Annotated in this window: 36 protein-coding genes; 7 read left to right on the plus strand and 29 right to left on the minus strand. The window is 35.0% G+C overall.

Going from position 1 to position 23,894, the window contains the following annotated elements; genetic code table 11:
- The first annotated feature begins 5 nt into the window (after window positions 1–5).
- Window positions 6–251 carry a S4 domain-containing protein gene (locus tag BKH43_RS02765; RefSeq protein ID WP_095228311.1) on the plus strand — a complete coding sequence of 82 codons (246 nt, stop codon included), beginning with the start codon at window positions 6–8 and terminating at the stop codon, window positions 249–251.
- A 54-nt stretch (window positions 252–305) separates the two neighbouring features.
- Here the strand turns inward: BKH43_RS02765 and BKH43_RS02770 are convergent, their stop codons facing one another.
- The gene (locus BKH43_RS02770; protein ID WP_095228313.1) at window positions 306–593 is read right to left on the minus strand and encodes an ATP-dependent Clp protease adaptor ClpS; all 288 of its coding nucleotides are present in this window, start codon (window positions 591–593) and stop codon (window positions 306–308) included.
- A gap of 68 nt (window positions 594–661) precedes the next feature.
- Between BKH43_RS02770 and BKH43_RS02775 the strand changes: the two genes are divergently transcribed.
- Both BKH43_RS02775 and truD read left to right on the plus strand, forming a co-directional pair.
- The gene (locus BKH43_RS02775; RefSeq protein WP_095228315.1) at window positions 662–1,309 is read left to right on the plus strand and encodes a dethiobiotin synthase; all 648 of its coding nucleotides are present in this window, start codon (window positions 662–664) and stop codon (window positions 1,307–1,309) included.
- Between the two features lie 265 nt (window positions 1,310–1,574).
- A complete protein-coding gene (truD, locus tag BKH43_RS02780; RefSeq protein WP_095228317.1) occupies window positions 1,575–2,705 on the plus strand; it encodes a tRNA pseudouridine(13) synthase TruD in 1,131 nt (376 codons plus the stop codon).
- A gap of 184 nt (window positions 2,706–2,889) precedes the next feature.
- Here truD and infA read toward each other — a convergent pair whose 3' ends face one another.
- From infA to rpsJ, 23 genes are read right to left on the minus strand one after another with little or no spacing between them, the layout of a single operon-like run.
- Window positions 2,890–3,129: a translation initiation factor IF-1 gene (gene infA, locus BKH43_RS02785; protein ID WP_095228319.1), complete on the minus strand. Its 240-nt coding sequence runs from the start codon at window positions 3,127–3,129 to the stop codon at window positions 2,890–2,892.
- Window positions 3,130–3,147: 18 nt separating this feature from the next.
- Window positions 3,148–3,900: a type I methionyl aminopeptidase gene (map, locus tag BKH43_RS02790; protein ID WP_095228321.1), complete on the minus strand. Its 753-nt coding sequence runs from the start codon at window positions 3,898–3,900 to the stop codon at window positions 3,148–3,150.
- 2 nt (window positions 3,901–3,902) lie between these two features.
- Window positions 3,903–5,162 (minus strand): preprotein translocase subunit SecY, encoded by a 1,260-nt coding sequence (gene secY / locus BKH43_RS02795; RefSeq protein WP_095228323.1) that lies wholly within the window; start codon window positions 5,160–5,162, stop codon window positions 3,903–3,905.
- Window positions 5,162–5,560 carry a 50S ribosomal protein L15 gene (gene rplO / locus BKH43_RS02800; protein WP_095228325.1) on the minus strand — a complete coding sequence of 133 codons (399 nt, stop codon included), beginning with the start codon at window positions 5,558–5,560 and terminating at the stop codon, window positions 5,162–5,164. Before rplO ends, secY begins: the two co-directional genes overlap by 1 nt.
- A gap of 10 nt (window positions 5,561–5,570) precedes the next feature.
- On the minus strand, window positions 5,571–6,011 hold the full coding sequence (gene rpsE / locus BKH43_RS02805; protein WP_095228327.1) for a 30S ribosomal protein S5: 441 nt from the start codon (window positions 6,009–6,011) through the stop codon (window positions 5,571–5,573).
- A gap of 9 nt (window positions 6,012–6,020) precedes the next feature.
- Complete coding sequence (rplR, locus tag BKH43_RS02810; protein WP_095228329.1) at window positions 6,021–6,377, minus strand: 50S ribosomal protein L18; 357 nt, start codon at window positions 6,375–6,377, stop codon at window positions 6,021–6,023.
- Between the two features lie 25 nt (window positions 6,378–6,402).
- Window positions 6,403–6,939: a 50S ribosomal protein L6 gene (gene rplF, locus BKH43_RS02815; protein ID WP_095228331.1), complete on the minus strand. Its 537-nt coding sequence runs from the start codon at window positions 6,937–6,939 to the stop codon at window positions 6,403–6,405.
- A 9-nt stretch (window positions 6,940–6,948) separates the two neighbouring features.
- Window positions 6,949–7,344: a 30S ribosomal protein S8 gene (gene rpsH, locus BKH43_RS02820; RefSeq protein ID WP_095228333.1), complete on the minus strand. Its 396-nt coding sequence runs from the start codon at window positions 7,342–7,344 to the stop codon at window positions 6,949–6,951.
- 9 nt (window positions 7,345–7,353) lie between these two features.
- A complete protein-coding gene (locus tag BKH43_RS02825) occupies window positions 7,354–7,539 on the minus strand; it encodes a type Z 30S ribosomal protein S14 (RefSeq protein ID WP_095228335.1) in 186 nt (61 codons plus the stop codon).
- Window positions 7,539–8,084, minus strand: coding sequence for a 50S ribosomal protein L5 (gene rplE / locus BKH43_RS02830; protein ID WP_095228337.1), 546 nt, complete (start codon window positions 8,082–8,084; stop codon window positions 7,539–7,541). Before rplE ends, BKH43_RS02825 begins: the two co-directional genes overlap by 1 nt.
- Entirely contained in the window at window positions 8,084–8,317 is a 234-nt protein-coding gene (gene rplX, locus BKH43_RS02835; protein ID WP_095228339.1) for a 50S ribosomal protein L24, read from the minus strand. Before rplX ends, rplE begins: the two co-directional genes overlap by 1 nt.
- A complete protein-coding gene (gene rplN, locus BKH43_RS02840) occupies window positions 8,318–8,686 on the minus strand; it encodes a 50S ribosomal protein L14 (RefSeq protein ID WP_095228341.1) in 369 nt (122 codons plus the stop codon).
- Window positions 8,683–8,949 (minus strand): 30S ribosomal protein S17, encoded by a 267-nt coding sequence (gene rpsQ / locus BKH43_RS02845; protein WP_095228343.1) that lies wholly within the window; start codon window positions 8,947–8,949, stop codon window positions 8,683–8,685. The genes rplN and rpsQ overlap by 4 nt, the downstream gene beginning before the upstream one ends.
- Window positions 8,949–9,167: a 50S ribosomal protein L29 gene (gene rpmC, locus BKH43_RS02850; RefSeq protein ID WP_095228345.1), complete on the minus strand. Its 219-nt coding sequence runs from the start codon at window positions 9,165–9,167 to the stop codon at window positions 8,949–8,951. The genes rpsQ and rpmC overlap by 1 nt, the downstream gene beginning before the upstream one ends.
- Window positions 9,154–9,579: a 50S ribosomal protein L16 gene (rplP, locus tag BKH43_RS02855; RefSeq protein ID WP_095228347.1), complete on the minus strand. Its 426-nt coding sequence runs from the start codon at window positions 9,577–9,579 to the stop codon at window positions 9,154–9,156. Before rplP ends, rpmC begins: the two co-directional genes overlap by 14 nt.
- Window positions 9,580–9,581: 2 nt before the next feature.
- A complete protein-coding gene (gene rpsC / locus BKH43_RS02860) occupies window positions 9,582–10,280 on the minus strand; it encodes a 30S ribosomal protein S3 (RefSeq protein ID WP_095228349.1) in 699 nt (232 codons plus the stop codon).
- Entirely contained in the window at window positions 10,281–10,640 is a 360-nt protein-coding gene (rplV, locus tag BKH43_RS02865) for a 50S ribosomal protein L22 (RefSeq protein WP_095228351.1), read from the minus strand. It abuts the gene before it with no gap.
- A 10-nt stretch (window positions 10,641–10,650) separates the two neighbouring features.
- Window positions 10,651–10,932 (minus strand): 30S ribosomal protein S19, encoded by a 282-nt coding sequence (rpsS, locus tag BKH43_RS02870; protein ID WP_095228353.1) that lies wholly within the window; start codon window positions 10,930–10,932, stop codon window positions 10,651–10,653.
- Between the two features lie 9 nt (window positions 10,933–10,941).
- Window positions 10,942–11,769: a 50S ribosomal protein L2 gene (gene rplB / locus BKH43_RS02875; RefSeq protein ID WP_095228356.1), complete on the minus strand. Its 828-nt coding sequence runs from the start codon at window positions 11,767–11,769 to the stop codon at window positions 10,942–10,944.
- Between the two features lie 12 nt (window positions 11,770–11,781).
- Entirely contained in the window at window positions 11,782–12,078 is a 297-nt protein-coding gene (locus tag BKH43_RS02880; protein ID WP_095228358.1) for a 50S ribosomal protein L23, read from the minus strand.
- 3 nt (window positions 12,079–12,081) lie between these two features.
- Window positions 12,082–12,696 (minus strand): 50S ribosomal protein L4, encoded by a 615-nt coding sequence (gene rplD, locus BKH43_RS02885; RefSeq protein ID WP_095228360.1) that lies wholly within the window; start codon window positions 12,694–12,696, stop codon window positions 12,082–12,084.
- Between the two features lie 13 nt (window positions 12,697–12,709).
- Window positions 12,710–13,282: a 50S ribosomal protein L3 gene (rplC, locus tag BKH43_RS02890; protein WP_095228362.1), complete on the minus strand. Its 573-nt coding sequence runs from the start codon at window positions 13,280–13,282 to the stop codon at window positions 12,710–12,712.
- Window positions 13,283–13,294: 12 nt separating this feature from the next.
- Window positions 13,295–13,603 carry a 30S ribosomal protein S10 gene (gene rpsJ / locus BKH43_RS02895; RefSeq protein ID WP_095228365.1) on the minus strand — a complete coding sequence of 103 codons (309 nt, stop codon included), beginning with the start codon at window positions 13,601–13,603 and terminating at the stop codon, window positions 13,295–13,297.
- 303 nt (window positions 13,604–13,906) lie between these two features.
- On the opposite strand from rpsJ, the gene BKH43_RS02900 reads away from it, so the two are divergent.
- Together BKH43_RS02900 and BKH43_RS08705 are read left to right on the plus strand one after the other, a co-directional pair.
- Window positions 13,907–14,776, plus strand: a complete 870-nt coding sequence (locus BKH43_RS02900) for a hypothetical protein (protein WP_095228367.1) — start codon at window positions 13,907–13,909, stop codon at window positions 14,774–14,776.
- Between the two features lie 196 nt (window positions 14,777–14,972).
- On the plus strand, window positions 14,973–16,118 hold the full coding sequence (locus tag BKH43_RS08705; RefSeq protein WP_275542195.1) for a methyl-accepting chemotaxis protein: 1,146 nt from the start codon (window positions 14,973–14,975) through the stop codon (window positions 16,116–16,118).
- 134 nt (window positions 16,119–16,252) lie between these two features.
- On the opposite strand, the gene recO is transcribed toward BKH43_RS08705, so the two are convergent.
- Genes recO through BKH43_RS02920 form a run of 3 tightly spaced genes read right to left on the minus strand, consistent with a single transcriptional unit; the run spans window position 16,253 to window position 19,287 of the window.
- Window positions 16,253–16,870, minus strand: coding sequence for a recombination protein RecO (gene recO, locus BKH43_RS02910; protein ID WP_095228372.1), 618 nt, complete (start codon window positions 16,868–16,870; stop codon window positions 16,253–16,255).
- 15 nt (window positions 16,871–16,885) lie between these two features.
- Window positions 16,886–18,673 (minus strand): glutamine--fructose-6-phosphate transaminase (isomerizing), encoded by a 1,788-nt coding sequence (gene glmS / locus BKH43_RS02915; protein ID WP_095228374.1) that lies wholly within the window; start codon window positions 18,671–18,673, stop codon window positions 16,886–16,888.
- A gap of 53 nt (window positions 18,674–18,726) precedes the next feature.
- Entirely contained in the window at window positions 18,727–19,287 is a 561-nt protein-coding gene (locus tag BKH43_RS02920; protein WP_095228376.1) for a hypothetical protein, read from the minus strand.
- A gap of 74 nt (window positions 19,288–19,361) precedes the next feature.
- Between BKH43_RS02920 and dapF the strand changes: the two genes are divergently transcribed.
- The gene (gene dapF, locus BKH43_RS02925; RefSeq protein WP_095228379.1) at window positions 19,362–20,135 is read left to right on the plus strand and encodes a diaminopimelate epimerase; all 774 of its coding nucleotides are present in this window, start codon (window positions 19,362–19,364) and stop codon (window positions 20,133–20,135) included.
- A gap of 37 nt (window positions 20,136–20,172) precedes the next feature.
- Complete coding sequence (locus tag BKH43_RS02930; protein WP_095228381.1) at window positions 20,173–21,297, plus strand: metallophosphoesterase; 1,125 nt, start codon at window positions 20,173–20,175, stop codon at window positions 21,295–21,297.
- Between the two features lie 12 nt (window positions 21,298–21,309).
- On the opposite strand, the gene BKH43_RS02935 is transcribed toward BKH43_RS02930, so the two are convergent.
- On the minus strand, window positions 21,310–22,230 hold the full coding sequence (locus tag BKH43_RS02935; RefSeq protein ID WP_095228383.1) for a methionyl-tRNA formyltransferase: 921 nt from the start codon (window positions 22,228–22,230) through the stop codon (window positions 21,310–21,312).
- A gap of 124 nt (window positions 22,231–22,354) precedes the next feature.
- Window positions 22,355–23,824 carry a dipeptide/tripeptide permease DtpA gene (gene dtpA, locus BKH43_RS02940; protein WP_095228386.1) on the minus strand — a complete coding sequence of 490 codons (1,470 nt, stop codon included), beginning with the start codon at window positions 23,822–23,824 and terminating at the stop codon, window positions 22,355–22,357.
- Between the last annotated feature and the right edge of the window lie 70 nt (window positions 23,825–23,894).

The raw sequence follows: 23,894 nt of genomic DNA on the forward strand, positions 1-23,894 counted from the left end.
AAGATTTGAGACTAGATAAATTCATAAACACAGTTAATCTAACTAAGAGGCGAAGTCTAGCAAAAGATATGTGTGATAATCAAAGTGTGCTAGTTAATGGCGTAGTTGCCAAAGGCGCAAAGGATATAAAAGTAGGCGATGTTATAACTTTAGTTTTTTTAGATTCTAAAGCAAGCTATAAAGTCTTGCTTCTTCCTACTACAAAAAGCACTAAAAAAGATGAAAGAGATAAGTATGTAGAAAGCCTTTAGTGCACTAAGCTACTCTTGTGTAGCCTAACTAAAAGCTTTAAGCTCTATCTTTTTTTAAGCAACTCGCCTAAGCTCTAGCCTTAGACTTTCTCCAAGACTCCTAGCTAGACCTAAGGCAAGCTGTGTTTTATACTCAGCTATATCATAAGTATAAATCCCAACTACACTTTCATCATTATGATAAACATCCATGATGATGTCATTAGCCTCCATCTCATTTTTTCTAAAAAGACTAGTTAAAAGACTTAATAAAAACTCTAAAGTTAAGTCATCATCTTTTAAGATGACCACAGCGTTAAAAATGGGTAGAACAGAATCTTTTTGCAAACTGTTATCATTCATATCTACTCCTTTGTGTCTAGCTTATAATGCATATCCTAATAATTATACATATTTAAAAGGAAACCTAAATGACTTCTATCTTCTTTGGTGCTACAAACACAGATATTGGTAAAACTTACTCCATGCTTCAAACATTTAAGATTCTAAACTCTAAAGGCATAAAGGCCTTCATGCTAAAGCCACTTGAAAGTGGTTATAACCTAAATGACAAAGAGGCGTTAAAGCAAAGCGACTGCTATAAGATACTTGATGCAAGTGGTCTAAAAGACTTAAATGAGGTTAACTATATGATGTTTAAGCTTGGTGCTAGCATATATACTTGTGATGCAAACTTTAATTTAGAGGCTTTCAAAGACTGGATGAGCTCTAAACTTATAGGCTTAGAGCAAAATGGCTATGAAGTAGTGTTGTGTGAGGGGGCTGGAGGGCTTTTAAGCCCACTAACTCTAAGCTACTTTTGGAGTGACTTTGCTAAAGAGTTTTGTGCTAAGCTAGTTTTAGTAGCAAGCGATAAGTTAGGCGAGATAAATAATATACTATTAAATGAAAAATTATTAAATAACTTAGATATGGATTATAAGATCTACTTAAACTTGCGCGATGAAGTTAGGTTTGATATGTTAAATGCTAGGTTTTTAAAAGACTACTTTGAAGCTAAAGATACCTTATCTAGGAACTTAGAAGATGTGTCAAGGTGGATGTTAAATAAAAATTAGGAGGAGTTTAAGGGGCTTTGCAGGCCCCTTAAAAAAGGAAGATAATGTGAAAGAATTTTAACCCAAAACTAAAGGAGTAACCCTAAAGCTAAACAAGTTTGATGCAATCGCCCTTGAGTGATAGAACTATACAGTAATGAAACTTAAATTAAAATTAAGAATGATTATTATTTTAATATTTATAGAAAAATCTCTACGCAGTCTAAATTCTAGTAGAATCTAAACCTATTGAAAGCTTTAAAATACCCCATACAAAAGGAAACTAATGTTTTATGGTAAAAACCATACGCCTTTAAACTTTGTCTTTACGCACAACGCAAAAGACTTTATAGTAGAAGAAGTCCCACTTTATGAAAGTAGCCTTGAAGGAGAACACCTTGTGCTTTTTATCCGCAAGAAAAATATCAGTACTTTTGACTTACTAGATAAGCTTGCAAACTTTGCTCCTAAAAAAGATATAGGATATGCTGGACTAAAAGATAAAAATGCCCTAGCCTATCAATACATTAGTGTGCCTTTCAAAACAGATCTAAGTTTGATTGAAGATGAGAATATTAAGATTTTAGATTCTAAAAGACATAACAATAAACTAAAGATTGGCCACTTAAAGGGTAATAAATTTTTTATAAGACTTAAAAAAGTAGATAGCTTAAATGCAAAAAGGCTTATGACTGAGCTAGACCTAGCACAAAAGTCTGGCTTTCCAAACTACTTTGGCTATCAGAGATTTGGCAACTTTAATGATAACTATAAGCTTGCTAGCTCTATAAAAAAGCCTATAAAAAAACAAAGTAAAAAAGAGAAGTTTTTAATCTCAGCCTTACAAAGCTTTTACTTTAATAAATGGCTAGATACAAGACTTAAGCTTTCAAACTTGATGGATACACTAGATATAGCTTCAGTGCTAAAACTTAAGTTTCAAGACTTTGTAGATTCTGAGCTTATAAATCCTAATCTATTAGATAAGCTAGCCTTTAACAAAGAAGATGCGGTGTGCCTAGAGCTAGCACAGGAGTTTAAAATCCCCTATAAGCTTTTAAAGCATGATATCTGCAAGCATTTTCCTTATGGCAAGTACTTTGAGATAGAAGATTTAAAGGTTGAATACGAAAGATTTATAACTCAAAATATAGCCCCTACTGGTCTTTTAAGTGGAGAGAGTTCTAAAAATACTAAAGATGCTTTAGATCCTAAGATATGCTTAAGTAATGCCATAGAATCTAGTTTTGCTAAACCTATACTTGCCCTTGGAACTAGGCGCTATGCATGGAGTTTTGTTAGTGAGCTAAAGTATGAGTATAAAGAGCAGCTTGCTCACTTTGAACTAAGCTTTTTCTTGCCTAGTGGGTCTTATGCGACTAGTTTTTTAGAGTATGTTAAAAATGGCCAGTTATAAAAGTGGTAAGTTATAAAAAGTAGTCTATAAAAAGAAAACTATCACAAAGTAAAAGTAGCATCTTGCAAAAGTTTAAAGTCTATGTTACTTTATGTTTATGAGGGATTAAAACTAGATTCTATGAAATATAGAATCTATGTAAGATAAGAAGCTATAAAAAGCAACTTGTAAAGATAGCTAAAGCCTAGCTTTGAGAAGCTTCATTACGTGGGTAGCGATACACTATCCTACCTTTATCAAGGCTATAGGGTGTTAGTTCTATTTTTACTTTATCACCTTGCAAGATATTAATCTTATTCATCCTCATTTTCCCAGCTATATGACATAAAACTACGTGTCCATTAGCAAGTTCCACTCTAAAAGTAGTGCTAGGTAAGGCTTCTATAACCCTTCCATCTGTTTCTATAACATCATCTTTTGCCAAATGTAATCCTTTTATAACTTATATTTGCGTTAGTATCTTAGCTCTACCATCAACTATGGCTACTGTGTGTTCATGATGAGAAGCATTTAACCCATCCATACTCACAACAGACCACTTATCTGCTAAAACTTTAGGCCTGCCATCTTTTTGGCACACCATAGGCTCTAAGCAAAAAACCATACCTTCTTTAACTTTTGGACCGCTATTTAAAGCCCCAGTAGCATAGTTTGGAATCTCAGGTGCATCATGAGGTTTTCTTCCTATACCATGGCCACAGTAGCCTTCAAGTGGTACAAAACCAGATGACTTGATATTTTGTTCAAGCATGTGACTAATCTCTTTAAAACGCATGCCAACTTTTATATTATCTATTACATTATTTAAAGTGTTGAAAGAAGAAGCAAGTAGTTTTTTATCAGTATCTGTTATATTTCCAACGCCTACAGTAACAGCGCCATCACCATACCATCCATCAATATTACTGCCTATATCAAAACCTACTATATCGCCCTCTTTTAGCTTATAGTCAGTTGGTATGCCATGTATTACTACTTCATTTAAAGAGATACAAACTGCATTAGGAAAGCCATAAAGCCCTTTAAAGGCTGGTATAACCTTCCTTTGTTTCATATAGTCTTCTACAGCCTTATCGATTTCAAGCAAACTCACACCAGGCTTTGCCATAGAACTAGCAAGCTCTAAAGCTAGGGCTACTTCAAGAGAGGCTAGTCTTAGAGATTCTATTTCTTTTTTATTTCTTACTGGTATCATTGTTAAATACCAACAGCACTCAAGGTCTGATATTTACTCATATAGATCTGAGCTTCAATCTTACGCATAGTATCTATAGCAACTTGCACAACGATAAGCACTGAAGTGCCTCCAAAGAGAAAAGGTACACCCATAAACTTAAGTAAAAGCCAAGGAACCGTAGAGATGATAGCTAGGTATAGAGCACCCCAAAATGTTAAGTGTCCAGCCACCTTATTAAGATAGTGTGCTGTACTCTCTCCAGGTCTAAGTCCAGGTATGTATCCATTTTGTCTTTTTAAGTTATCTGCTATATCTTTTGAGTTAAAGACTATAGAAGAGTAAAAGAAGGCAAAAAAGATTATAAAGATAAACATTAAGATGTTATATCCATAACCAGCTGGATTTAAAAAGTCAGCTATAGCAAGCAATATCTTATTAGAACTTGCATGCAGTATAGTAGAAGGAAAAACTAATATGGCTGAAGCAAAGATAGGCGGTATAACCCCGCTTAGGTTTAGCTTGACTGGTATATAGTTCATTATGCGCTTGTTTTGATTTTGCATTATCACTTTTCTCGCATAAGAAACTGGAATCCTTCTTTCACCTAACTCTATGTAAATGATAATAAAGACTGTTACAAGTATCACAACTATAATGCCTATTAGAGATAGTATGCTTTTATCATTCACACTTACCGCATTAAACTCTGCACCTATAGCACTAGGGATTCCAGAAACAATCCCAGCAAAGATTATAAGAGATATACCATTCCCTATACCTTTTTGAGTTATCTGTTCTCCTATCCAAACAAGTAGCATAGTCCCTGCTAACATGGAGAATATAGAAACAACTACGAATAATGACATATTAATCAAGATAGCATTACCACCGTGACCACCTATGCTATTTAGTCCATAGCTAACGCTTCCAGCTTGTATGATAGTTATGAAGATAGTAAGGTAACGTATGATTTGCATGTATTTTTGCATACCATCTCGCTCTTTTTTCATCTTACCTATATTAGTAAATGTGGCAGATAGTAGTTCCATAACAATGGATGCTGTGATGTAGGGCATTATGCCTAAGGAGATAATACTTAGTCTTTCAACTGCGTGACCACTAAATGTGTTAAACAAGCCTAAGGCACCACCACTATTAGCATCAAAAAACTGTTTTAGTGCGCTAGGATCAACTCCAGGGATTGGAACATAAGATAATAATCTATAGGCAAATAAAAAGCCTAAAGTAATTAATATCTTATTTAAGATCGCTCTATTCATTATAAACTTCCGCTAGTAGCGATTCTTTCATCTTTGATTTTAGACACTAAGGACTTAGCCTTTGTTCCGATTAACTTAACCTTCATAACATAAAGTGGAATCTTATAAACTGTTTTTATAGATTCTAAAGTTATCTCACTTAAGTTTTCTAATCCCACTTGTTTGTCAACATTAATAACATAAGGCTTTACTACTCTAGAGGTAAACCCTACTTTTGGTAGTCTTCTTTGAAGTGGTTGTTGTCCACCTTCAAAACCTCTTTTTGCCTTATAACCAGTTCTAGCTGTCTGACCCTTACCACCACGAGTAGAAGTCTTACCCATACCAGAGCCTTGGCCTCTTCCTACTCTTTTTATATCTTTTGTACTACCTTTTGCAGGTTGTATTTTTTCTAACATAGAGTCTCCCTTAAGCTTTTATTCTTGCTAATGCACCAATAGTAGCACGTACAACATTGTAAGGATTACTAGAACCAAGTGACTTTGTAAGGATGTCTCTAATACCGGCTAGTTCAACAACCGGTCTAGCAGATCCACCTGCTATAACACCTGTACCTTCACTTGCTGGTTTTAATAAGATTCTACTTGCATTGTACTTGTGTTCTATATCATGAGCTATAGTTGTCCCCTTGATGTTTACATAAATGATATTTTTAAATGCATCATCAACTGCTTTTTTAATAGCATCTGGAACTTCTTTTGCCTTTCCAAGTCCAAAGCCTACAAGACCATTCTTATTTCCAACAACCACTAAAGCATTAAATCTAAATCTACGTCCGCCTTTTACAACTTTAGTAACGCGACCTATATTTACAACTACTTCGCTAAATTCCTCTTTGTTGATTTCCATTTCTTCTCCTTAAAGAACTATGCCATTATCTCTTAGTGTTTGTGCAAAAGTCGCAACTACACCGTGATACAAATATCCGTTTCTATCAAACACTACTTCAGCTATGCCTTTTTCTTTAAGGACATTGGCAAACTCTGTTGCTAACTTTGCAACATCTTCTTTGTTGTTACCAACTCTTAACTTACATCCATCAATTGAGGCAATAGTTGTACCTAGTGCATCATTTATAGCCTGTGCATAAAAGTGTTTGTTAGATCTAAAAACACTAACTCTAGGCTTTGTTTCACAACCCACACATTTAGCCCTACCGCGCAATTTCCTTTTTAGTCGTAATTGCTTTTTTCTTTCTAAAATCTTAGCTATCATTTTTCGCCTTACTTATAAATTATGGTTATTTTTTAGATGTTTTACCAGCTTTTCTGATAATGATTTCATCACTGTATTTAACACCCTTACCTTTATATGGCTCTGGTGGTCTGAAGTCTCTTATCTCAGCAGCTATCTGTCCAACTTGTTGCTTATCTATACCTTTTATAGTAACTACGTTTTTTTCAACGCTAATTTCTATATTTTCAGGGATTGGATACTTGATAGGATGAGAAAAACCTAAAAGTAGCTCTAAAGTTTTGCCATTTACACTAGCCCTATAACCTACTCCGTTAATCTCTAATGTTTTTACAAACCCGCTGCTTAAACCTATAACTATATTGTTTGCTAGTGCTCTATAAGTACCCCAAAATGCACGTGATTGAGGAGTTTGATCTATAGCGCTAAAGACTAATTCATTATTGCTATAATCAATCTTAACACGATTAAATGTTTCTAAGTTTCTAACTAGTTTTGAATTTTTAAAAGCAATGTTGCTCCCATTAATACTCACTTCAATTCCACTTGGAATATTAATTGGCTTCTTACCTACTCTTGACATATATATCTCCTACCAAATACTGCAAAGCGCTTCACCGCCGACATTTAACTTATAAGCTTCATCATTTGCTATAACACCTTTTGATGTACTAACAACTATGATTCCATAACCGTTTTTAAATCTTTTTAGTTCATCTTTTGATCTATAAATTCTTCTTCCAGGCTTACTTATCCTTTTTAGCTCACTAATCACGCTATTGCCCTTATCATCATAGGCTAGTTGAACAAAGATGCTTTGCTTGTTATCTTTATCATCAACGCGATAGTCTTTTATGAAATTTCTTTGTTTAAAAACTTCTAGGATGCTAACTACTATCTTCCCATAATACAATTGGGTATTATCAAGCTTTCTCATAGAAGCATTTCTAATGCGTGTTATAGAATCTGCAATTATATCATTTACCATGCTCTCACCTTACCAACTAGCTTTTCTAAGGCCAGGGATTAAACCCTCATTACCCATCTTACGCAAACAAACGCGACATATACCAAAGTCTCTATAAACAGAGTGAGGTCTCCCACATATTTGACATCTTGTGTAACCTCTAACTTTAAATTTAGGCTTTCTCTTCGCCTTAGCTATCATAGACTTCTTTGCCATTATCTTCCTTTCGCAAACGGAATACCGAATAATTCCAATAATTTATATGCCGACTTATCATCATTTGCAGTAGTTGCAATAGTTATATTCATACCATGGGTTACCATAATATCATCATAAACTACTTCAGGGAACATTAACTGCTCTTTTAACCCAAAACTATAATTACCCCTGCCATCAAACCCATTTTGAGGAACACCTCTAAAGTCTTTAACGCGAGGAAGAGCTACAACTATTAATTTTTCTAAGAAGTTATACATTAACTTGCCCCTTAAAGTGACTTTAACACCCATAGGCATACCTTCTCTCATCTTAAATCCAGCAACAGACTTTTTTGCCTTAGTAATTAGAGCTTTTTGACCTGCTATCAAAGATATAGTATCTGCTATGTTTTGCATAATCTTTGCTTCTTTAGCGTACTCACCAGCTCCTACACTAATAACTATCTTTTCTATCTTTGGTATCAACATAGTATTAGTAATGCCAAGTTCTGCTTTTAATTTTTCTTTTATCTCAGTTTTATAGAGTTCTCTTAACGCAAACATTATTTCTCCTCTATCTTTTTAACATTTGATATATCAAGAGGCATTTCTTTTGCGATAAATCCACCCTTTTTATTCTCTTCATCAGGCTTTATAGCTTTTTTTGCTAGGTTGCAACCTTTTACAACAACCTTTCTTTCCTTTGGAAATACAAAAAGCACTTCACCACTCTTACCTTTATCATCACCAGTGATAACTTTTACGTTATCACCTTTTTTTATTTTGCATTTAACCACTTATAATACCTCCGGAGCTAACGACACTATTTTCATAAAATTTGCATATCGCACTTCTCTACTAACAGGACCAAATATACGAGTGCCCATAGGCTCTCTTTTATTATCTAAAATAACAACTGCATTATCATCAAATCTAATCAAAGACCCATTTTCTCTATGAATCTCTTTTTTAGTTCTAACCACAACAGCTTTTAAAACTTGACCTTTTTTTACTTTACCATTAGGTATAGCGCGTTTTACAGACACAACTATGACATCGCCTACGCTTGCATACATTCTGTGACTTCCACCTAATACCTTAATACACATTACTTCTTTAGCACCACTATTATCAGCAACACTTAGTCTTGTAAAACTCTGTATCATTCACCCACTCCTACAACAACTACATCTTTTAATTTAAAAGACTTACTTTTTGAAATAGGTCTGCATTCAATAGCAGTTACAACATCACCAACTCTAGACTTGTTTTCTTCATCATGAATTATGTATTTTCTAAATCTTTTAACGATCTTTCTATACTTTGGATGCACAACCCTTCTTTCCACAAGTACCACTGCACTTTTATCACCAGCGATACTAACTACTCTACCTTGTATGACCCTCTTGTGGGCTTGTTTTTCACTCACTAGCTATCCTTTTTCTCTGTATCAGACACAGTTTCTTTTAATAAGTTTAGTGCTGTATAAATTTTAGCTATATCTTTTTTTACTATAGATATCTCGTGTGACTTTGTAAGTTGCATAGTCTTAAGTTTGATTCTAAGAGTAAAAAGCTCTCCTTTTTTTTCCTTCAAAAGCTCATTTAATTCATTCAAGCTCTTATTTTTTAGATCAATAAATTTCATTTTCATTCTCGCTAGTAACAATCTTAGTTTTAAAAGGTAATTTACTTTGAGCTAAAGCTAAAGCTTCTCTCGCAGTAGCCTCATCTATACCCAACATTTCATATATGATTCTACCTGGTTGGATATTCATAACCCACTTATCAACACTTCCTTTACCTTTACCCATACGAGTTTCTAAAGGTTTAGCAGTTAAAGGTTTATCTGGGAAAACTCTAATCCAAACTTTTCCAGCCCTTTTTGTGTGTCTAGTCATAGCAACCCTAGCAGATTCTATCTGCCTTGAATCTATTCTTCCATGCTCTAGTGCTTTTATACCAATATTTCCAAATGCAAGGCTAAAACCGCGATAAGTAAGGCCACGGTTTCTACCCTTCATTTGCTTTCTGAATTTGCTTCGTTTTGGCATCAACATAGTTATTGTCTCCCTTTCCTAGCTCTTGCTCTTCCATCTTGTTCTTCAGCTTCTTTTTCTACATGCAAGCCTTTTTGAAGAACCTCACCTTTAAATATCCATACTTTTATACCTATGATTCCATAAGTAGTGGCAGCCTCAGCAAAGCCATAATCTATCTTAGCTCTAAGAGTATGTAAAGGAACTCTTCCTTCCATATACCACTCAGTTCTTGCCATCTCAGCTCCAGCTAATCTTCCAGAAACCTTTACTTTTATACCTTTAGCACCATTTTTCATAGCAGCTTGCATAACTTTTTTCATAGCCCTTCTAAAAGCTACACGCTTTTCAAGTTGAGTTGCTATATTTTCTGCTGCAAGTTGTGAGTTAGCTTGTGCTCTTTTAACTTCTTTAATATTAATAGCAACATCTTTATCCACTATCTTTTTAAGAGTTTCTTTAACTTCTTCTATAGCAGCACCTTTCTTACCTATGATAAGACCTGGCTTTGCTGCTACAACAGTGACTCTAAGTTTTGAAGCTGCTCTTTCTATGATAATCTCACTAATACCAGCATAGTAAAGTTCTTTTTTTAGGAATTTTCTAATAGCGTGGTCTTCTCCTATATTTGTAGGAGTTTTTCTACTATTTGGAAACCATCTAGAGGCCCAATTTCTATTTATACCTAATCTTAGCCCTATTGGATTAACTTTTTGACCCATCTACTTAACCTCGCCTTTACTTTTTTTGCTAGATTTTTTCTCTTTTACTTCATCCACTTCAACAAAAATATGTGCCATAGGTTTTCTGATAGGAGTTGCTCTTCCTCTAGCGCGTGGCATAAAACGACGCAAAACTGGGCCTGCATCAACTCTGCAAGAGATAACATGCACGCTGCTTGCTTCAAATCCACCATTTGCAACAGCTGATGCTATAGTTTTATAAATTAGTTTTGCAGCCTTATTAGGAGTAAACTCTAGGCTTGCAAGCGCTAACTCTGCATTCATGCCTTGAACTTCTCTAGCTATAAGTCTTGCTTTAGTAGGCGATAATCTAGTGTATTTTAATGTTGCAGTACTCATTCTCACCTACCTACTTTCCAATTTTCTTTTGGACACTACCCTTGTGTCCTTTGAAAGTTCTAGTAGGAGCAAACTCACCAAGTTTATAACCTACATGATTTTCAGTTACATAAACTGGGATAAATGCTCTTCCATTATGAACGCTAAATGTTAATCCTATCATCTCAGGCAAGATAGTGCTTCTTCTTGACCATGTTTTGATAGGTTTATTATCTTTTGTCTCTTTTGCTTTGACTGCTTTCTTTTCTAAGTGGGCATCTACAAAAGGACCTTTTTTAATTGACCTTGCCATTTACAATCCTTACTTTTTCTTTCTTGAAATAATTAGCTTATCGCTAGCTTTTTTGCGTCTTGTCTTAAATCCTTTTGCAGGAGTTCCCCAAGGAGAAACTGGATGTCCACTAGAACCAGTCTTACCTTCACCACCACCGTGAGGGTGATCTACTGGGTTCATGGCGCTACCTCTAGTTTGAGGCCTTACACCTAGATGTCTATTTCTTCCTGCTTTACCTATAGAAATGTTTGCGAAGTCTTCATTCCCAACAACACCAATAGTAGCCATGCACTCTTCTAAGATGTATCTCATCTCACCGCTAGGCATTCTTAAGATGATATATTTTCCTTCACGACCCATTATCTGTGCGCTTGCTCCTGCACTTCTAGCTATGCTTCCGCCTGCTCCTGGGTGAAGTTCTATATTATGAACTATAGTTCCTATAGGTATATTTTTAAGCTTCATAGCAAAACCACTTTTTATGTCTAAGCCACTTTCAGCTGAGATTATAGTATCACCTAGTTTATTGCCACTTGGCATGATGATATAACGCTTATCACCATCTTTATAGCTAACTAAAGCTATACGGCAGTTTCTATATGGATCGTATTCAACAGAAACTATCTTACCTTCGATGTTGAACTTATTTCTTTTAAAATCTATGATTCTATAAAGTTTTTTAGCTCCACCTTCTTTATGGCGACTAGTTATTCTTCCGTTGTTATTCCTTCCAGCACTAACTGGTAGCTTTACTAGTAAGCTTCTAACGCTTGGCTTTGCAGTTATGTCTTTTGAGCTAAGGTTGCTCATAAACCTTCTGCTAGGTGTATATGGTTTATATGTTTTTACAGCCATACTCTTCTCTCCTTACACTGAAAGCGAATCAATGTTCGCACCTTCTGGAATCTTCACATAGAACTTTTTAAAGTTAGCTCTAGTTCCCATTGCCTGCTTGCCATCTTTTGACTTAACTCTTTTTGATTTACCATCTTGTCTTAGAGAGTTAATCCTCAAAGGTGTAAAGCCAAAATAGTCTTTAAAAATTTCTTTTAACTTATTTTTTGTCACACGAGTAGAAGTTTGAACTACTATCACTCCACTTTCTTGTAAGTTTAATGATTTCTCTGTGTATAAAATAGTTTTTATATCAGTAATATCTGCCATATATTAATCCTTTTTCACTATCTCGTCGAATGCAGCTTGTTCAAATACAACAGATCTAAAATACGCAATGAGATAAGCATTAAGCGAATTAAGCTCTACAGGGTAACATTGACTAATGTTTCTGTAAGCTAAAAATGTAGATTCACTCATATCTTTCAAAACAAGTAAAGTAGTTCTCTCGCCTAGTCTATTAACTATCTTATAAGCATCTTTTGTCTTACCACTATCCACGCTAAGGCTAGGTTTGATATACAACTTGCCTTCGTTTGCTTTTTGGTTTAAAGCGTACTCAAGTGCTAACTTTTTTTGTTTTCTATTGATTTTAATATCATAGTTTTTATTATTGCTTGGTCCATGACTTACACCACCACCTACAAATATAGGAGAAGTGATACTTCCAGCCCTTGCTCTACCGCCACCTTTTTGTGCCCATGGTTTTTTACCACCACCACTTACATTGCCTCTAGTCTTAGCTGATGCATTATTGCTTCTGCAACTGGCCAAATACGACTTTATATACAAATACAAATTGTGTTCATTTATATCTGTATAATGGGCTGGCAACTCTACTTCACTAACTTTTGCTAGTCCATCATCTAATATAATTGCTTTACTCATCTCTTACCTTTGCCTATAAAATACTTATTTTTCCATATGCACTGTTAAAACCTGGAACTGAACCTTTTAATACTAAGATACTACTATCTTTATCAAAAGAGATAATTTGGCTTTTAACGCTTACTAATTCGTTTCCATACTGACCAGCCATTTTTTTGCCTTTTTGAACACGACCTGGCCATTCTCTATTTCCTATAGAACCTGGGCGTCTATGGAATCTACTTCCGTGACCTCCTGGACCACCTTGAAAGTTCCATCTTTTCATAACACCACTAAAACCTCTACCTTTTGTATTAAAAGATACTTTTAGTGCTTTACCGTTTTGAAGCGCTTCTAAGTCTAGGTTACCAGCTTCAGTATTAGCAACTTTTAAAGTAGCAAATGCATTAAACTCTTTGCTTAAGTTGTACTTTTTTTGCTGACCTTCTATGACTTTGTTCATATGTTTGCCTTTTGGGTAAGCAACAAGCGCCTTGCTGTCTTTTACGCTGCAAACTTTAGTATTTAGAACCTTTAGTAAAGTCACTGCCTCACTAGGAGTGCTTATAGTTCTACTCATTCCAATTTTTTGTACTATAAATTCCATCGCTTCTAACCTCTACTTTAAAGTCATAACTTCTACGTCTACTTCAGGGGCTAAATCAAGCTTCATCAGACTTTCCACTGTGTTTGGAGTAGCAGACATAATGTCTATTATTCGACTGTGTTTTCTTATCTCAAACTGTTCTCTAGAATCTTTATTAACGTGAGGTGAGCGTATTACAGTGTAGCGTCTTTTGCGTGTAGGCAATGGCACTGGTCCTATTATCTCAGAACCTGTACGTTTAACAGCATTAACTATAGAAGATACTGATCTATCCAGCACTCTATGGTCATAGGCTCTAAGCTTAAGTCTAATCTTTTCCATATATGTCCTTATGAATTTATGCAAAGTTTTGCGTTTTGTAAAGACGTTATTCTACTTCAAAGCCTAAGACTTAGTCAAGTAAAATGTTAAAATATTTCCTTGTATAAAGGACAATATTTACTAGATTCCAAACTTTCAAAAACTCTTGGAAAGTATCCATTTTATGAAGGCATAAGATGTTGAAAAATAAAATCTAAAAGATTATAATCACATCCACTTTTACTAAATATTTTTATATATTTTAAGCCGCTTAGTTTTTTAAAAACTCAAACTATAAAATACTTCAAAAAGGTTACTTACAAATTGGAAAAAGATGAAAGAGTAAAACTAGCAGATGTTGTCTCAGAGATAGATGACCAAAAGGTATTTTTAGAGTTTATATCAAAAATAGACACCATAAAAGAAGCTTGGCAGATAGAAGAGATCTATGATAAAGAAAAGCTAAGATTTAAAGCTTATATGGAATCTAAAAATGAAGAACTTCAAAATAAAGAAGAAGAACTAAAGCTAATAACTAAAGACATATTAGAAGCTAACACCTTATTAAAAGATGCTCATAATGAGCTAAACCTACTTAGGATGCAACTTGCAGACTTGCAAAGTAAGACTAGGATTTATAAGGCTAAACTTGAAAAAGAGAGTATGGATGAGGGCTTTGAATCTAGCCTTGCAGATAAAGATATCTTAGATATAGAATCTTTTTTCAAAGAGTTTACTCCTCTAGAGATAGTTAATGTACACATTAAAAATGGCAACACAGCAAGGGCAAGAGTAGCTCAAAAAGTCTATCCTCCTGAACTTTATAGCTATTATAAAAAAGGCATAGTTAAACTTATAAATCTAAAAGATAAGGTCTTAGAGTTAGAACTAACTAACTCTAAACTTGAAGTTGAGCTTAAAAACTTATACATGGAAGATACTTATAAAGAAAATATCTTAAACAAACTAAGCAAAGACTGCCCACAAGAAGATTCTATGCTTATTGCACCAAATATAGAGCTACTAAACGAAGTTAAAAATAGGGAAGAAGAAGAGAGTATAAATCTAAGCGATATAGATTCTAACATAGAAGCCATACAAGACATAAGCATAGTAGCAGCTGAAGAAAATATAGAGATACTAAGAAAAAAAGAAGCCTTAGAAAAAATCTTTACTGAGCTAAATCAAAAATAGTTTAAAAATATAACTCTTAAGCTTGTGCTTATAAAACTCATTCTAAATTAAAGAATCTAATTACCAAACAGTAAAGTTTTAATTAGATTTTATGCATTTTCTAAGCACTTTGCATATAATCAATATTGCATTAATTTTTTTATCCTATTTTTACTTTATATCAAAAGAAAAACTTTACTTAACAAAAGGCTTATACATGAATATTAGGTCACTTTATCAAAGAATGAGATTTATACACATAGTTGGAATCATAGTTTTAGTGATTAATGGCTACTTTTTTACAGATAACATCATAGGAGAAATAGTCCAGTATATAGGGGCATTTTTACTACTTGTGCATGACTTAGATGAGAATAAATGGGGCACAAAGATGTCAAAGACTATATCATCAGAGCTAGGAAACTTAAAACTTGATAGAAAGATTAACGCTGATACTAGATGGAGTGAAGAAGTAAGGATGGTCTTACATCATATAGAAGAGTTTAAAAACAGTCTTAATGGAACCATAAGTCTAGTAAAAACTAGTATTAATAATGGCACATCCCTTGCTAACAGACTAGGTAGTATCTCAGAATCAGCCAGCGAGTTAACAAAGCAAGAAGAAGCTATCATGCAAAAGATTTCTACTAGCACTACCCAATCTCAAAAAAGTTTAGAAAGATTTGTAAAAGGCGTCCAAGAAAATAAAGCTAGAAATGAAACCATGCTTCAAGACTTTAAAACTTTAGAAGATGCTATGAGCTCTTTAAGGGCACATACAAAAGAAACTTATGACCTTGATGAAGAAGTTATAACTAATCTTGCTGAGCTAAACAAAAAAGCAGATGGCATAAAAGAGATTCTTACTATCATCCATCAAATAGTAAAACAAACCAATCTTTTAGCGCTAAATGCAGCCATAGAAGCAGCCAGGGCAGGAGAGCATGGTAGAGGTTTTGCCGTAGTTGCTGATGAGATAGGTAAACTTGCCCAAACCACACAAAGCAACCTAGGCGCTATTGATGGCAATATACAAGATATGATAGAAGGAGTAACTTCAAACTATCAAGCTATGAATGCTAATAGAAAAAGTCTAGGTGAAGTCTTAGAAAAAGCAAACACTGTTGGGGATAATATAACAAAGATAGATTCTAAGTTTCAAGAAAATATCAAGACTATACTTATCATATTAAGCGCTGCTGATAATATAAGCACTACTATAAAAGATATAAATATCGAAGTAGAAGAAATTAAAACTGTTATCAATCACAACGTAAATAACTCACATAGCATACAAGATATAAGTCATATGATACAAACTAACTTTTTAGATCTAAAAAGGGATATACAAAAGTTTGTATAAAAACTTATAAGCCACTGCCTTTAGTTATTAAAAAGGCAGTAGCAAACACTAAGCCTTACAAAAAGAGTTATTAGCAACAACTCTTAAATAAAATCTTTTAAGCACTAAGTTATCACACCAATAAAAACTTTTTGTCAAATCCCAAAGAGCAAAGTTTTATAAAGCCCATTTATCTCATGCTCATCTAAATGCAGACAAGAGCCAGACTGAAGGTACTTAAAAAAATGCTTTTTTTGTAAGCTAAAAGACTTAGGCAAGCATTTAGTACAGGCTAGATTAAAGCCTTGTGTTAGTGCTACAACTTCACCTAAAGGCTCTTCACAAAGCACGCACTCGCTAGCATTAAAATCCCTTCCTTCATAGTTTAAAAGCTTAGCGTGCATCTGCAAGATAAGACTTTTTGCCTCCTGCTTTAAAAGAGCCTTTGCGCCAAACTCAAGTAAATCATAATAAAAGCTTGAACACTCACTTATATCTTCTAAATGGCGATTTAAAAGTCCTAAATAACGCTGCCACACATACATCTTTTCTAAGTCAAGCTCAAAGTTATGATTTAAATGCATGATATTTCTAAGCTTAAGCATATGAAGAGAGTTTGATTCAACCTCAAAGTCTATCTTTCGCCCAACATACAAGATACTATGCCTTGCGCCATAGAATCTATAAAGGGTTAGCATCTTATGTTTACTTAAGATTCTAACTATCAAATCCTCCCTAGTAGATTTTATGATAGCTAGGATATAGCCTTCCATCTAGATTCTAAATCCTTACTCTACAGTTACACTTTTTGCGAGATTTCTTGGCATATCCACGTCATTACCCAGTCTTACAGCTATCTCTAAGGCCAAAAGTTGCAAACAAACCATCATGGAAAAAAACTCCTCCATATAGCTTTTAAACTGAGGTATAAGCACTAAGTCATCAGCTAGCTCAAACTCTAGTGGACTTAAAGCACAGATAGTAGAATCTCTAGCTGCTAATTCTTCTACATTGCTTTTAACTTTGTCATAAAGTAGATTTTTTGGGATTAAGGCTAGGGTAAACAGTAAACTATCAGCTAGGGCTATAGGACCATGCTTCATTTCCCCACTTGGATATCCTTGGGCATGAAGATAGCTTATCTCTTTTAGTTTTAAGGCCCCTTCTAGTGCTAAAGGGTAAAATACATCTCTTCCTATAAAAAAGAATCCATGTCCATGCAAGTAACGTTTACTTAGACGTTTTAACCTCTCGTGCATTTTAGATTCTACATGAGTTGCTTTTATACAGCCTAGCATAGCTTTTATCTCACTTTTTAGTCCTTTTTTATCTATATTTCCTTTCTTTAAGCCTAGATAAACACTTAGCATCCAAAGCACCATAACTTGAGTTGCAAAGGCCTTAGTGCTTGCTACTCCTTTTTCTATGCCAGCCCTAGTTAAAAGACAAGCATCACTTAGCCTAACTATGGAGCTATTATCAACATTACATATACTTAGAGTTTTAAGCCCTTTATCCTTAGCTAGCTTTAAAGCCTCTAAGGTATCAGCTGTTTCGCCACTTTGACTTATGACTACAAAAAGCTCATTTTTACACACTATAGGCTTTGCGTACCTAAACTCACTTGCTATCTCTGTGCTTGCTTTAATCCTAGCTTTACGCTCTATTAAGTACTGGCCAACTAAGCCTGCATGATAACTAGTCCCACAAGCACATATCCTTATAGAATCTATGCCTTCTAGCAACTTAGAATCTATCTCTTCTAGATTGATGCTATCTTCACCAACTCTCCCAAGCATGCACTCTAGCAGTACTTTTTCTTGCTCATAAATCTCTTTTTCCATATAGAATCTAAAGCCTTCTTTTTGCGAGCTTTCTTTGCTTCCACTTAAGGGTTTTATATCTTTTAAGCTTCCAAACCCACCAAGCTTCATCTCTCCTATATCACCATCTTGTAAGTAAACAACTCTATCTACCTTGCCTATAAGAGGAGAATCTGAACTTGCAAAGTAGATATCATCCTCCCTGCCCTCACCTATGACTAAAGGGCTTGCATTTTTTGCATAAAAAATAGAATCTGGACTAGCCTTAGTTATAAGTAGTATGGCATAAGCTCCTTTTAACTCTTTTATAGTTTTGATAAAAGCTACCATAGGGTCATGAAGCTTTAAGTTTTCTTCAAAAAGATGCACTATAACTTCAGTGTCAGTTTGACTTACAAAGCCATGTCCTTTTTTTATCAAGTCTTCTTTTAGTTCAGCGTAGTTTTCTATGATGCCATTATGAACGACGTTACTAAAGCCTGCTGTGTGGGGGTGGGCGTTAAGCTCTGTAGGTTTTCCGTGTGTTGCCCATCTTGTATGGCCTATGGCAACTCCAAAGCCCTCTGAGTGAAAGTCTTTAGCTTTTTGTTCTAGATTGCTAAGTTTTCCAACTGCTTTATAAACTATTAGCTCATTATCTTTAAGTACTGAAAGCCCGGCACTATCATAGCCTCTATACTCAAGGTCTTTTAGGCCTTCTAAGATAATGCTTTTTTTTTCTTTATCGCCTATGTAGCCTATTATTCCACACATTCTTATCCTTTATGTTGTAATAGTTTTTTTGATATTTTATCTTTTTATATCTTTTACCTTGGACACTGAACTTCTAGTCTTGCAGGTCCTATATCATCAGGTAGGCTATCTAGGTCTAAAAGTAGGGCATGTTTTTGTTGTCTTTTCCCTTCAAAAGTCCTAGTTAGTAATAGATTGCAGTTTTTTAGACTTTTTGGCATGGGAGTTATTACATAAAACTCGCCACTTAGTCTTGAGACCAAGAAGGTGTTAGGAGAGATTCTAGCATAGAGGTCTGAAGGTCTTTGAGTGTTTCTATAAAGCTTTATTTCTTGATTGCTAGATTCTACAGCAGTTGATTTCCCATCCATATCATAAATCTTTTGTGTTTTAGCACTTGGGTAGTTTTCTAAGGTGCTTAAAATACCTTTTGAAAGATGAAGTAGTCTTCCTTGTGGGGTATCTACTAAGAAGTTATTAGATAAAGGGATGATGTTTGAAACTACAAAGTAAACCTCTTTTTCATTTTTTAAGTTTGGATTAGGAGGGAGATTTTTACTCATAAAGTTATCTGCCTCTAGGCTAGTAAGCAAGGCTAGTGTTAGCATGGATATGATTTTTATAAGGTTTTGCATAGAATCTCACTTTTTAGTTAAGGTATTATAATAATATCTAACGTTTAAATCGGCTTTTTTAATAGGAGATAGTTTTGCAGCTTAGCAAGTACAGTGCTAGTGGAAATGACTTTTTAATCTTTCATAGCTTTATCTCAGAAGATAGAAGTGCTCTAGCAAAAAGTCTTTGTGATAGACACTTTGGCATAGGGGCTGATGGCCTAGTAGTTTTACTCCCACCAGATTCTAAAGAAGTAAGCTATAAATGGGAGTTTTATAATGATGATGGCTCAAAAGCTAACATGTGTGGGAATGCTTCAAGGTGTGTTGCATTTTATGCTGTACTAAATGGCCTAGCAGATTTAAAACATAGTTTTTTAAGTGGGGCTGGAGTGATAGAAGTAGAAGTTTTCCTAAAAGAAGGCTTAAAAGCAAATATTCTAGAAGTTAGTTCAACACTTGGTGAAGCTAAGGTTTTAAGCACTCATCAAGAAGAAGGTTTAAACTTTACTTTAGTACTTATGAATATACCTCATCTTGTGCACTTTGCAAGCAGTAAAGAAGAGTTTTTAAGGCTTAAAAATGACCTTAACTTTTTAAGCCGATTAAGAAAAAAGTATGATGCTAATGTTAACATTGCCTTTTTAGAATCTAAAGTAGATGTGCTTTATGCAACCTTTGAAAGAGGGGTTGAAGCTATAACGCTAGCTTGTGGGACAGGGGCTTGTGCGGTTTACTCCTTGCTAAAGTCTAAAGAAACTAAAACATTAATACCACCAAGTGGTGAAAAACTTAGCGTTTTTAAAGTTGGCGAAAAGATAGCGTTTAAAGGAAGTGTAAAAAGGATATGCGATATCAATCTATCCTAGTAAGGGCTTTATAAAAATAGTTGAGAGAAGGTAAAACTTGTTTTTTAAAATAATCTTTGTATGTGTAGCTGTGATCTTACACATCTTTATCTACTTTGCATTATTTAGATACGCTGGGGTTTATGCACCACTTAGGCAAGTATTTAAAGTGCTTATAGCTTTAAATGCCATATTTTTAATAGCCAACTTTGTTGGGTCTAATATAAGACTAAGCTCATGGCTAAATACACTCTTTGCTTCCAGTATAGGCATCATGTGGATTTTTTTAGTAGTAAGCATAGTATGTATAATTATCATGCTTATAGTTAGAGTAGCCTTTGGTTACTACTACTATTACTCTCTAAGCCCCTACATCGCCACTATCTTAATAGTTATAGCCATACTTGCTACCATAGTTAGCTTTTATGAAGGATATAGGCTTCCTGTTGTAAGCGCGCAAACCATCAAACTTCATGGTTTAAAGCAAGATTTAAAAGTAGCAGTTATAGCTGACTTACACATAACAAAGCTAGTAAAGCCAGCTGAAGTAGAAAAGATAGTTAGTGAGGTTAATCAACTAAAGCCAGACTTAGTCTTTTTAGTAGGAGACATCATAGATGCCTACTATGTAAATGCTAAAGATTCTGCTAGCAAGCTTAAAGGCTTAAACGCCCCACTTGGAATCTATTACGTATTAGGGAATCATGAATATCACTATGATATTAACAACATAGTAAGAGCCTTTAGTGATATGGACTTTAAAGTACTTATGAACTCTGAAGTTACCCTTGATGACGCAAGGCTTAATATCGCTGGTATCTCAGATATGTCTAGTGCTAGATATAAGGTAGATCCAAAAAGTGACCTAGCCCCTAATCTTGATAAGGCCTTAGAGTTTGCTAATCCATCTTATCCAACCATACTACTTGCCCATCAACCAAAGGCTATAAGACTAGTAGGTGACAAGAAAGTAGACTTAGTAGTCTCTGGGCACACTCATGGCGGACAGATCTTTCCTTTTAACTTCCTTGTGCCCTTGCAGCAACCCTATGTTAGAGGGCTTCATGAGTATGCAAAAGGTAAGTTTGTATATATAAGCGTAGGAACTGGTCAGTGGGGAGCGCCTATGAGACTTTTTGCTACTAGAGAGATAACACTTTTAAATCTTAAAGCAGAAAACTAAAAGGCTTTTAGTTTAAACTAACTTATCTCCTACTTTTAGCTTTTTAGACTGCAAGTAACTACTTGCTAACATCTTACTTTTGGAATCTGGCGTTAAAGACCCTATGATAAGACTTCCTTTTTTGCAGCCTACAACTATGCTAGTGCCTAGCATTTCAAGTATAACTCCAGCTTCATTTATAGAATCTAGCTCTTTTAAACTCACATCATGAAGCTTAAGATTAGATTCTAAAAACACCCCAGGCCATATAAAAAAAGCAAGATATCTTTTATAGATATTAGAAGCATCTTCAAAGTCTACTAGACCATCACTTTTAGCTATCTTTTTACAGTAAGTAGCCTTAGTCTCATCTTGTTTTATAGGAGTTATAAAATCTATATTATCTATAACCTCACTTAAAAGCTTGCTGCCTTCTTTAGCAAAGAGATTAAAAAGCATCTCTAAGTTAAAGTCTTTTACTTCACTTCTTTGTACACTCCAAGTCCCTAAGATATCCCCACTATCAAGCCCATAATCCATCCTTATAACACTTAGGCCATACTCTTTATCATCACTTAATATCATCTGCTGCATAGGTGAAGCGCCCCTATAACTTGGAAGCAAAGACCCATGTAAGTTAATGCAAGTAAAAGTATCTATAAAGCTTTTAGGCAGTATCTGACCATAGGCTACAACTACTACTATATCAATCTCTAAGTGGCTTAAAGATTCCATGACTATCTCTAAGTTAGGCGACTTTAGATTAGCTGGCTGAAAGGTTTTAATGCCTAAACTTAAAGCATACTCTTTTACAGGAGGAGGAGTTAGTACTCTTTTACGCCCCACTCCTTTATCTTGCTGGGTTAATACGCCAACTATGTTGTACCTTTTACTTAAAAGCTCTAAGACATCTTTAGCAAACTTCGGTGTCCCACAAAATAAAATATTACGCATGTTTTCGCCCTTAAGGTTATGGAATCTTTTTTATAGTTATTATATGTAAAAAGGCTTTTTTAAGTTTTAGATTCTAAAGTCTAAGTTTTAAAAAGCCTCTTTTAGATTTTTAAAGCTACTAGATTTAAGCATTTTCAATTTTATCTTGCATCATGGAGTTAAGCTTAGGAGCGCTTATAAGCATGATAACTGCTATAACTGCTGTGACTATGCCAATTTGCAAAAATACATGGCCATATATCTTTAAAGACACCAAAGCATCACTAACATGCTCTGGCACAGCCATCATGCTAGCTACATAACCACCAACTATATTTGCCCCAGCTGAAGTTAGAAAGTAAGCCCCCATGATAAAGCCCATAAGCCTTTCTGGCACAAGCTGGGCTACCATGGCAAGTCCAAGACCTGATATCATAAGCTCCCCTACGCTTTGAAAAAGATAGCTAAGCACAAGCCAGCTTGAAGACACTATGCCTAAGTGGTTTGCAAACTTTGTGCCAAGAGGAAGTATCAAAAAAGCTAAGGCACAAAGCACCATGCCTATAGCAAACTTCATGGTTATAGGTAGCGTGTCACCTAACTTGTTATACATGATGGCAAGTATAGGGCTAGCTATGATTATCCAAAAAGGATTTAGCGCTTGGTATTGCTCAGGTTGAAAGTGGATTCCTAAAATAGAGTGTGAGACATTATGCACAGCAAAGAAGTTTAGTGAAGTTGGCATCTGAGCATAGAGTACAAAAAAGATAAGAGATTCTATCATCAAGATAAAAGCTAGTATCATCTTTTTTCTAGCTACACCATGCAAGGAAAAAGTCTCTTTAGCAAAGATTATAATCACAACTATGGCGATTAGCCCTAAAACTATGCGTGCTATGTGTTGATAGTGTAAAAGCCAAGTTGCAATAGCGATTAAAACTATAATGCCTATGATAGTAAGCCCAAGCTTGTAAAGATTGATAGGTTCAAAGTCTGGTTTAGAGCCATAGTCTTTAACCCAACGCTTTAAGAAAAGAAAGTTAATGATGGCTAATAGCATGCCAACTACACTTAAAGAAAAAGCAACACTCCAACCATAGTGGTTTGCAAGCACAGGAGTTGCTAGCATGGAGAGAAATGAGCCTATATTAATAGACATGTAATACATCGTAAAAGCGCCATCAAGACGCGGATCATCTTTTTTATAACAAGTTGATAGCAGGGCTGAAGGGTTAGCTTTAAAAAGGCCATTACCAATAGCAATAGTTGCCATGCCTACATAGATTATATTAGCATTGTGCCCCGAGTAGGCCACTAGTGCGTAGCCTATACCTAAGATTATAGCTCCTAAAAGTATAACCCTCTTTGTACCAAGCACCTTATCTCCAAGCCAACCACCAATGGCAACTAGGCCATAAACTAATGCAGCAAATGAAGAAAAAAGAGTTATAGAGGCCGCTTCTGATAAGCCAATCTGCCTTACTAGATAAACAGCCATAATGGCTTGTAGCCCATAGTAACCAAAACGCTCCCACAACTCTATGGAAAAGATAAGGTAAAAAGCCCTAGGTTGATGAAAAACGTTCAAGTTTGATGGGGGTTTTGGGCTTGACATCTTGCCTCCTTTTATCTAGCTTTACTCTCTATAGCTTTTATAATATACGCCATGGCTATACAGTATAGCA

It is taken from the genome of Helicobacter sp. 13S00401-1, assembly GCF_002272925.1.
Taxonomy (GTDB): Bacteria; Campylobacterota; Campylobacteria; order Campylobacterales; family Helicobacteraceae; genus Helicobacter_I.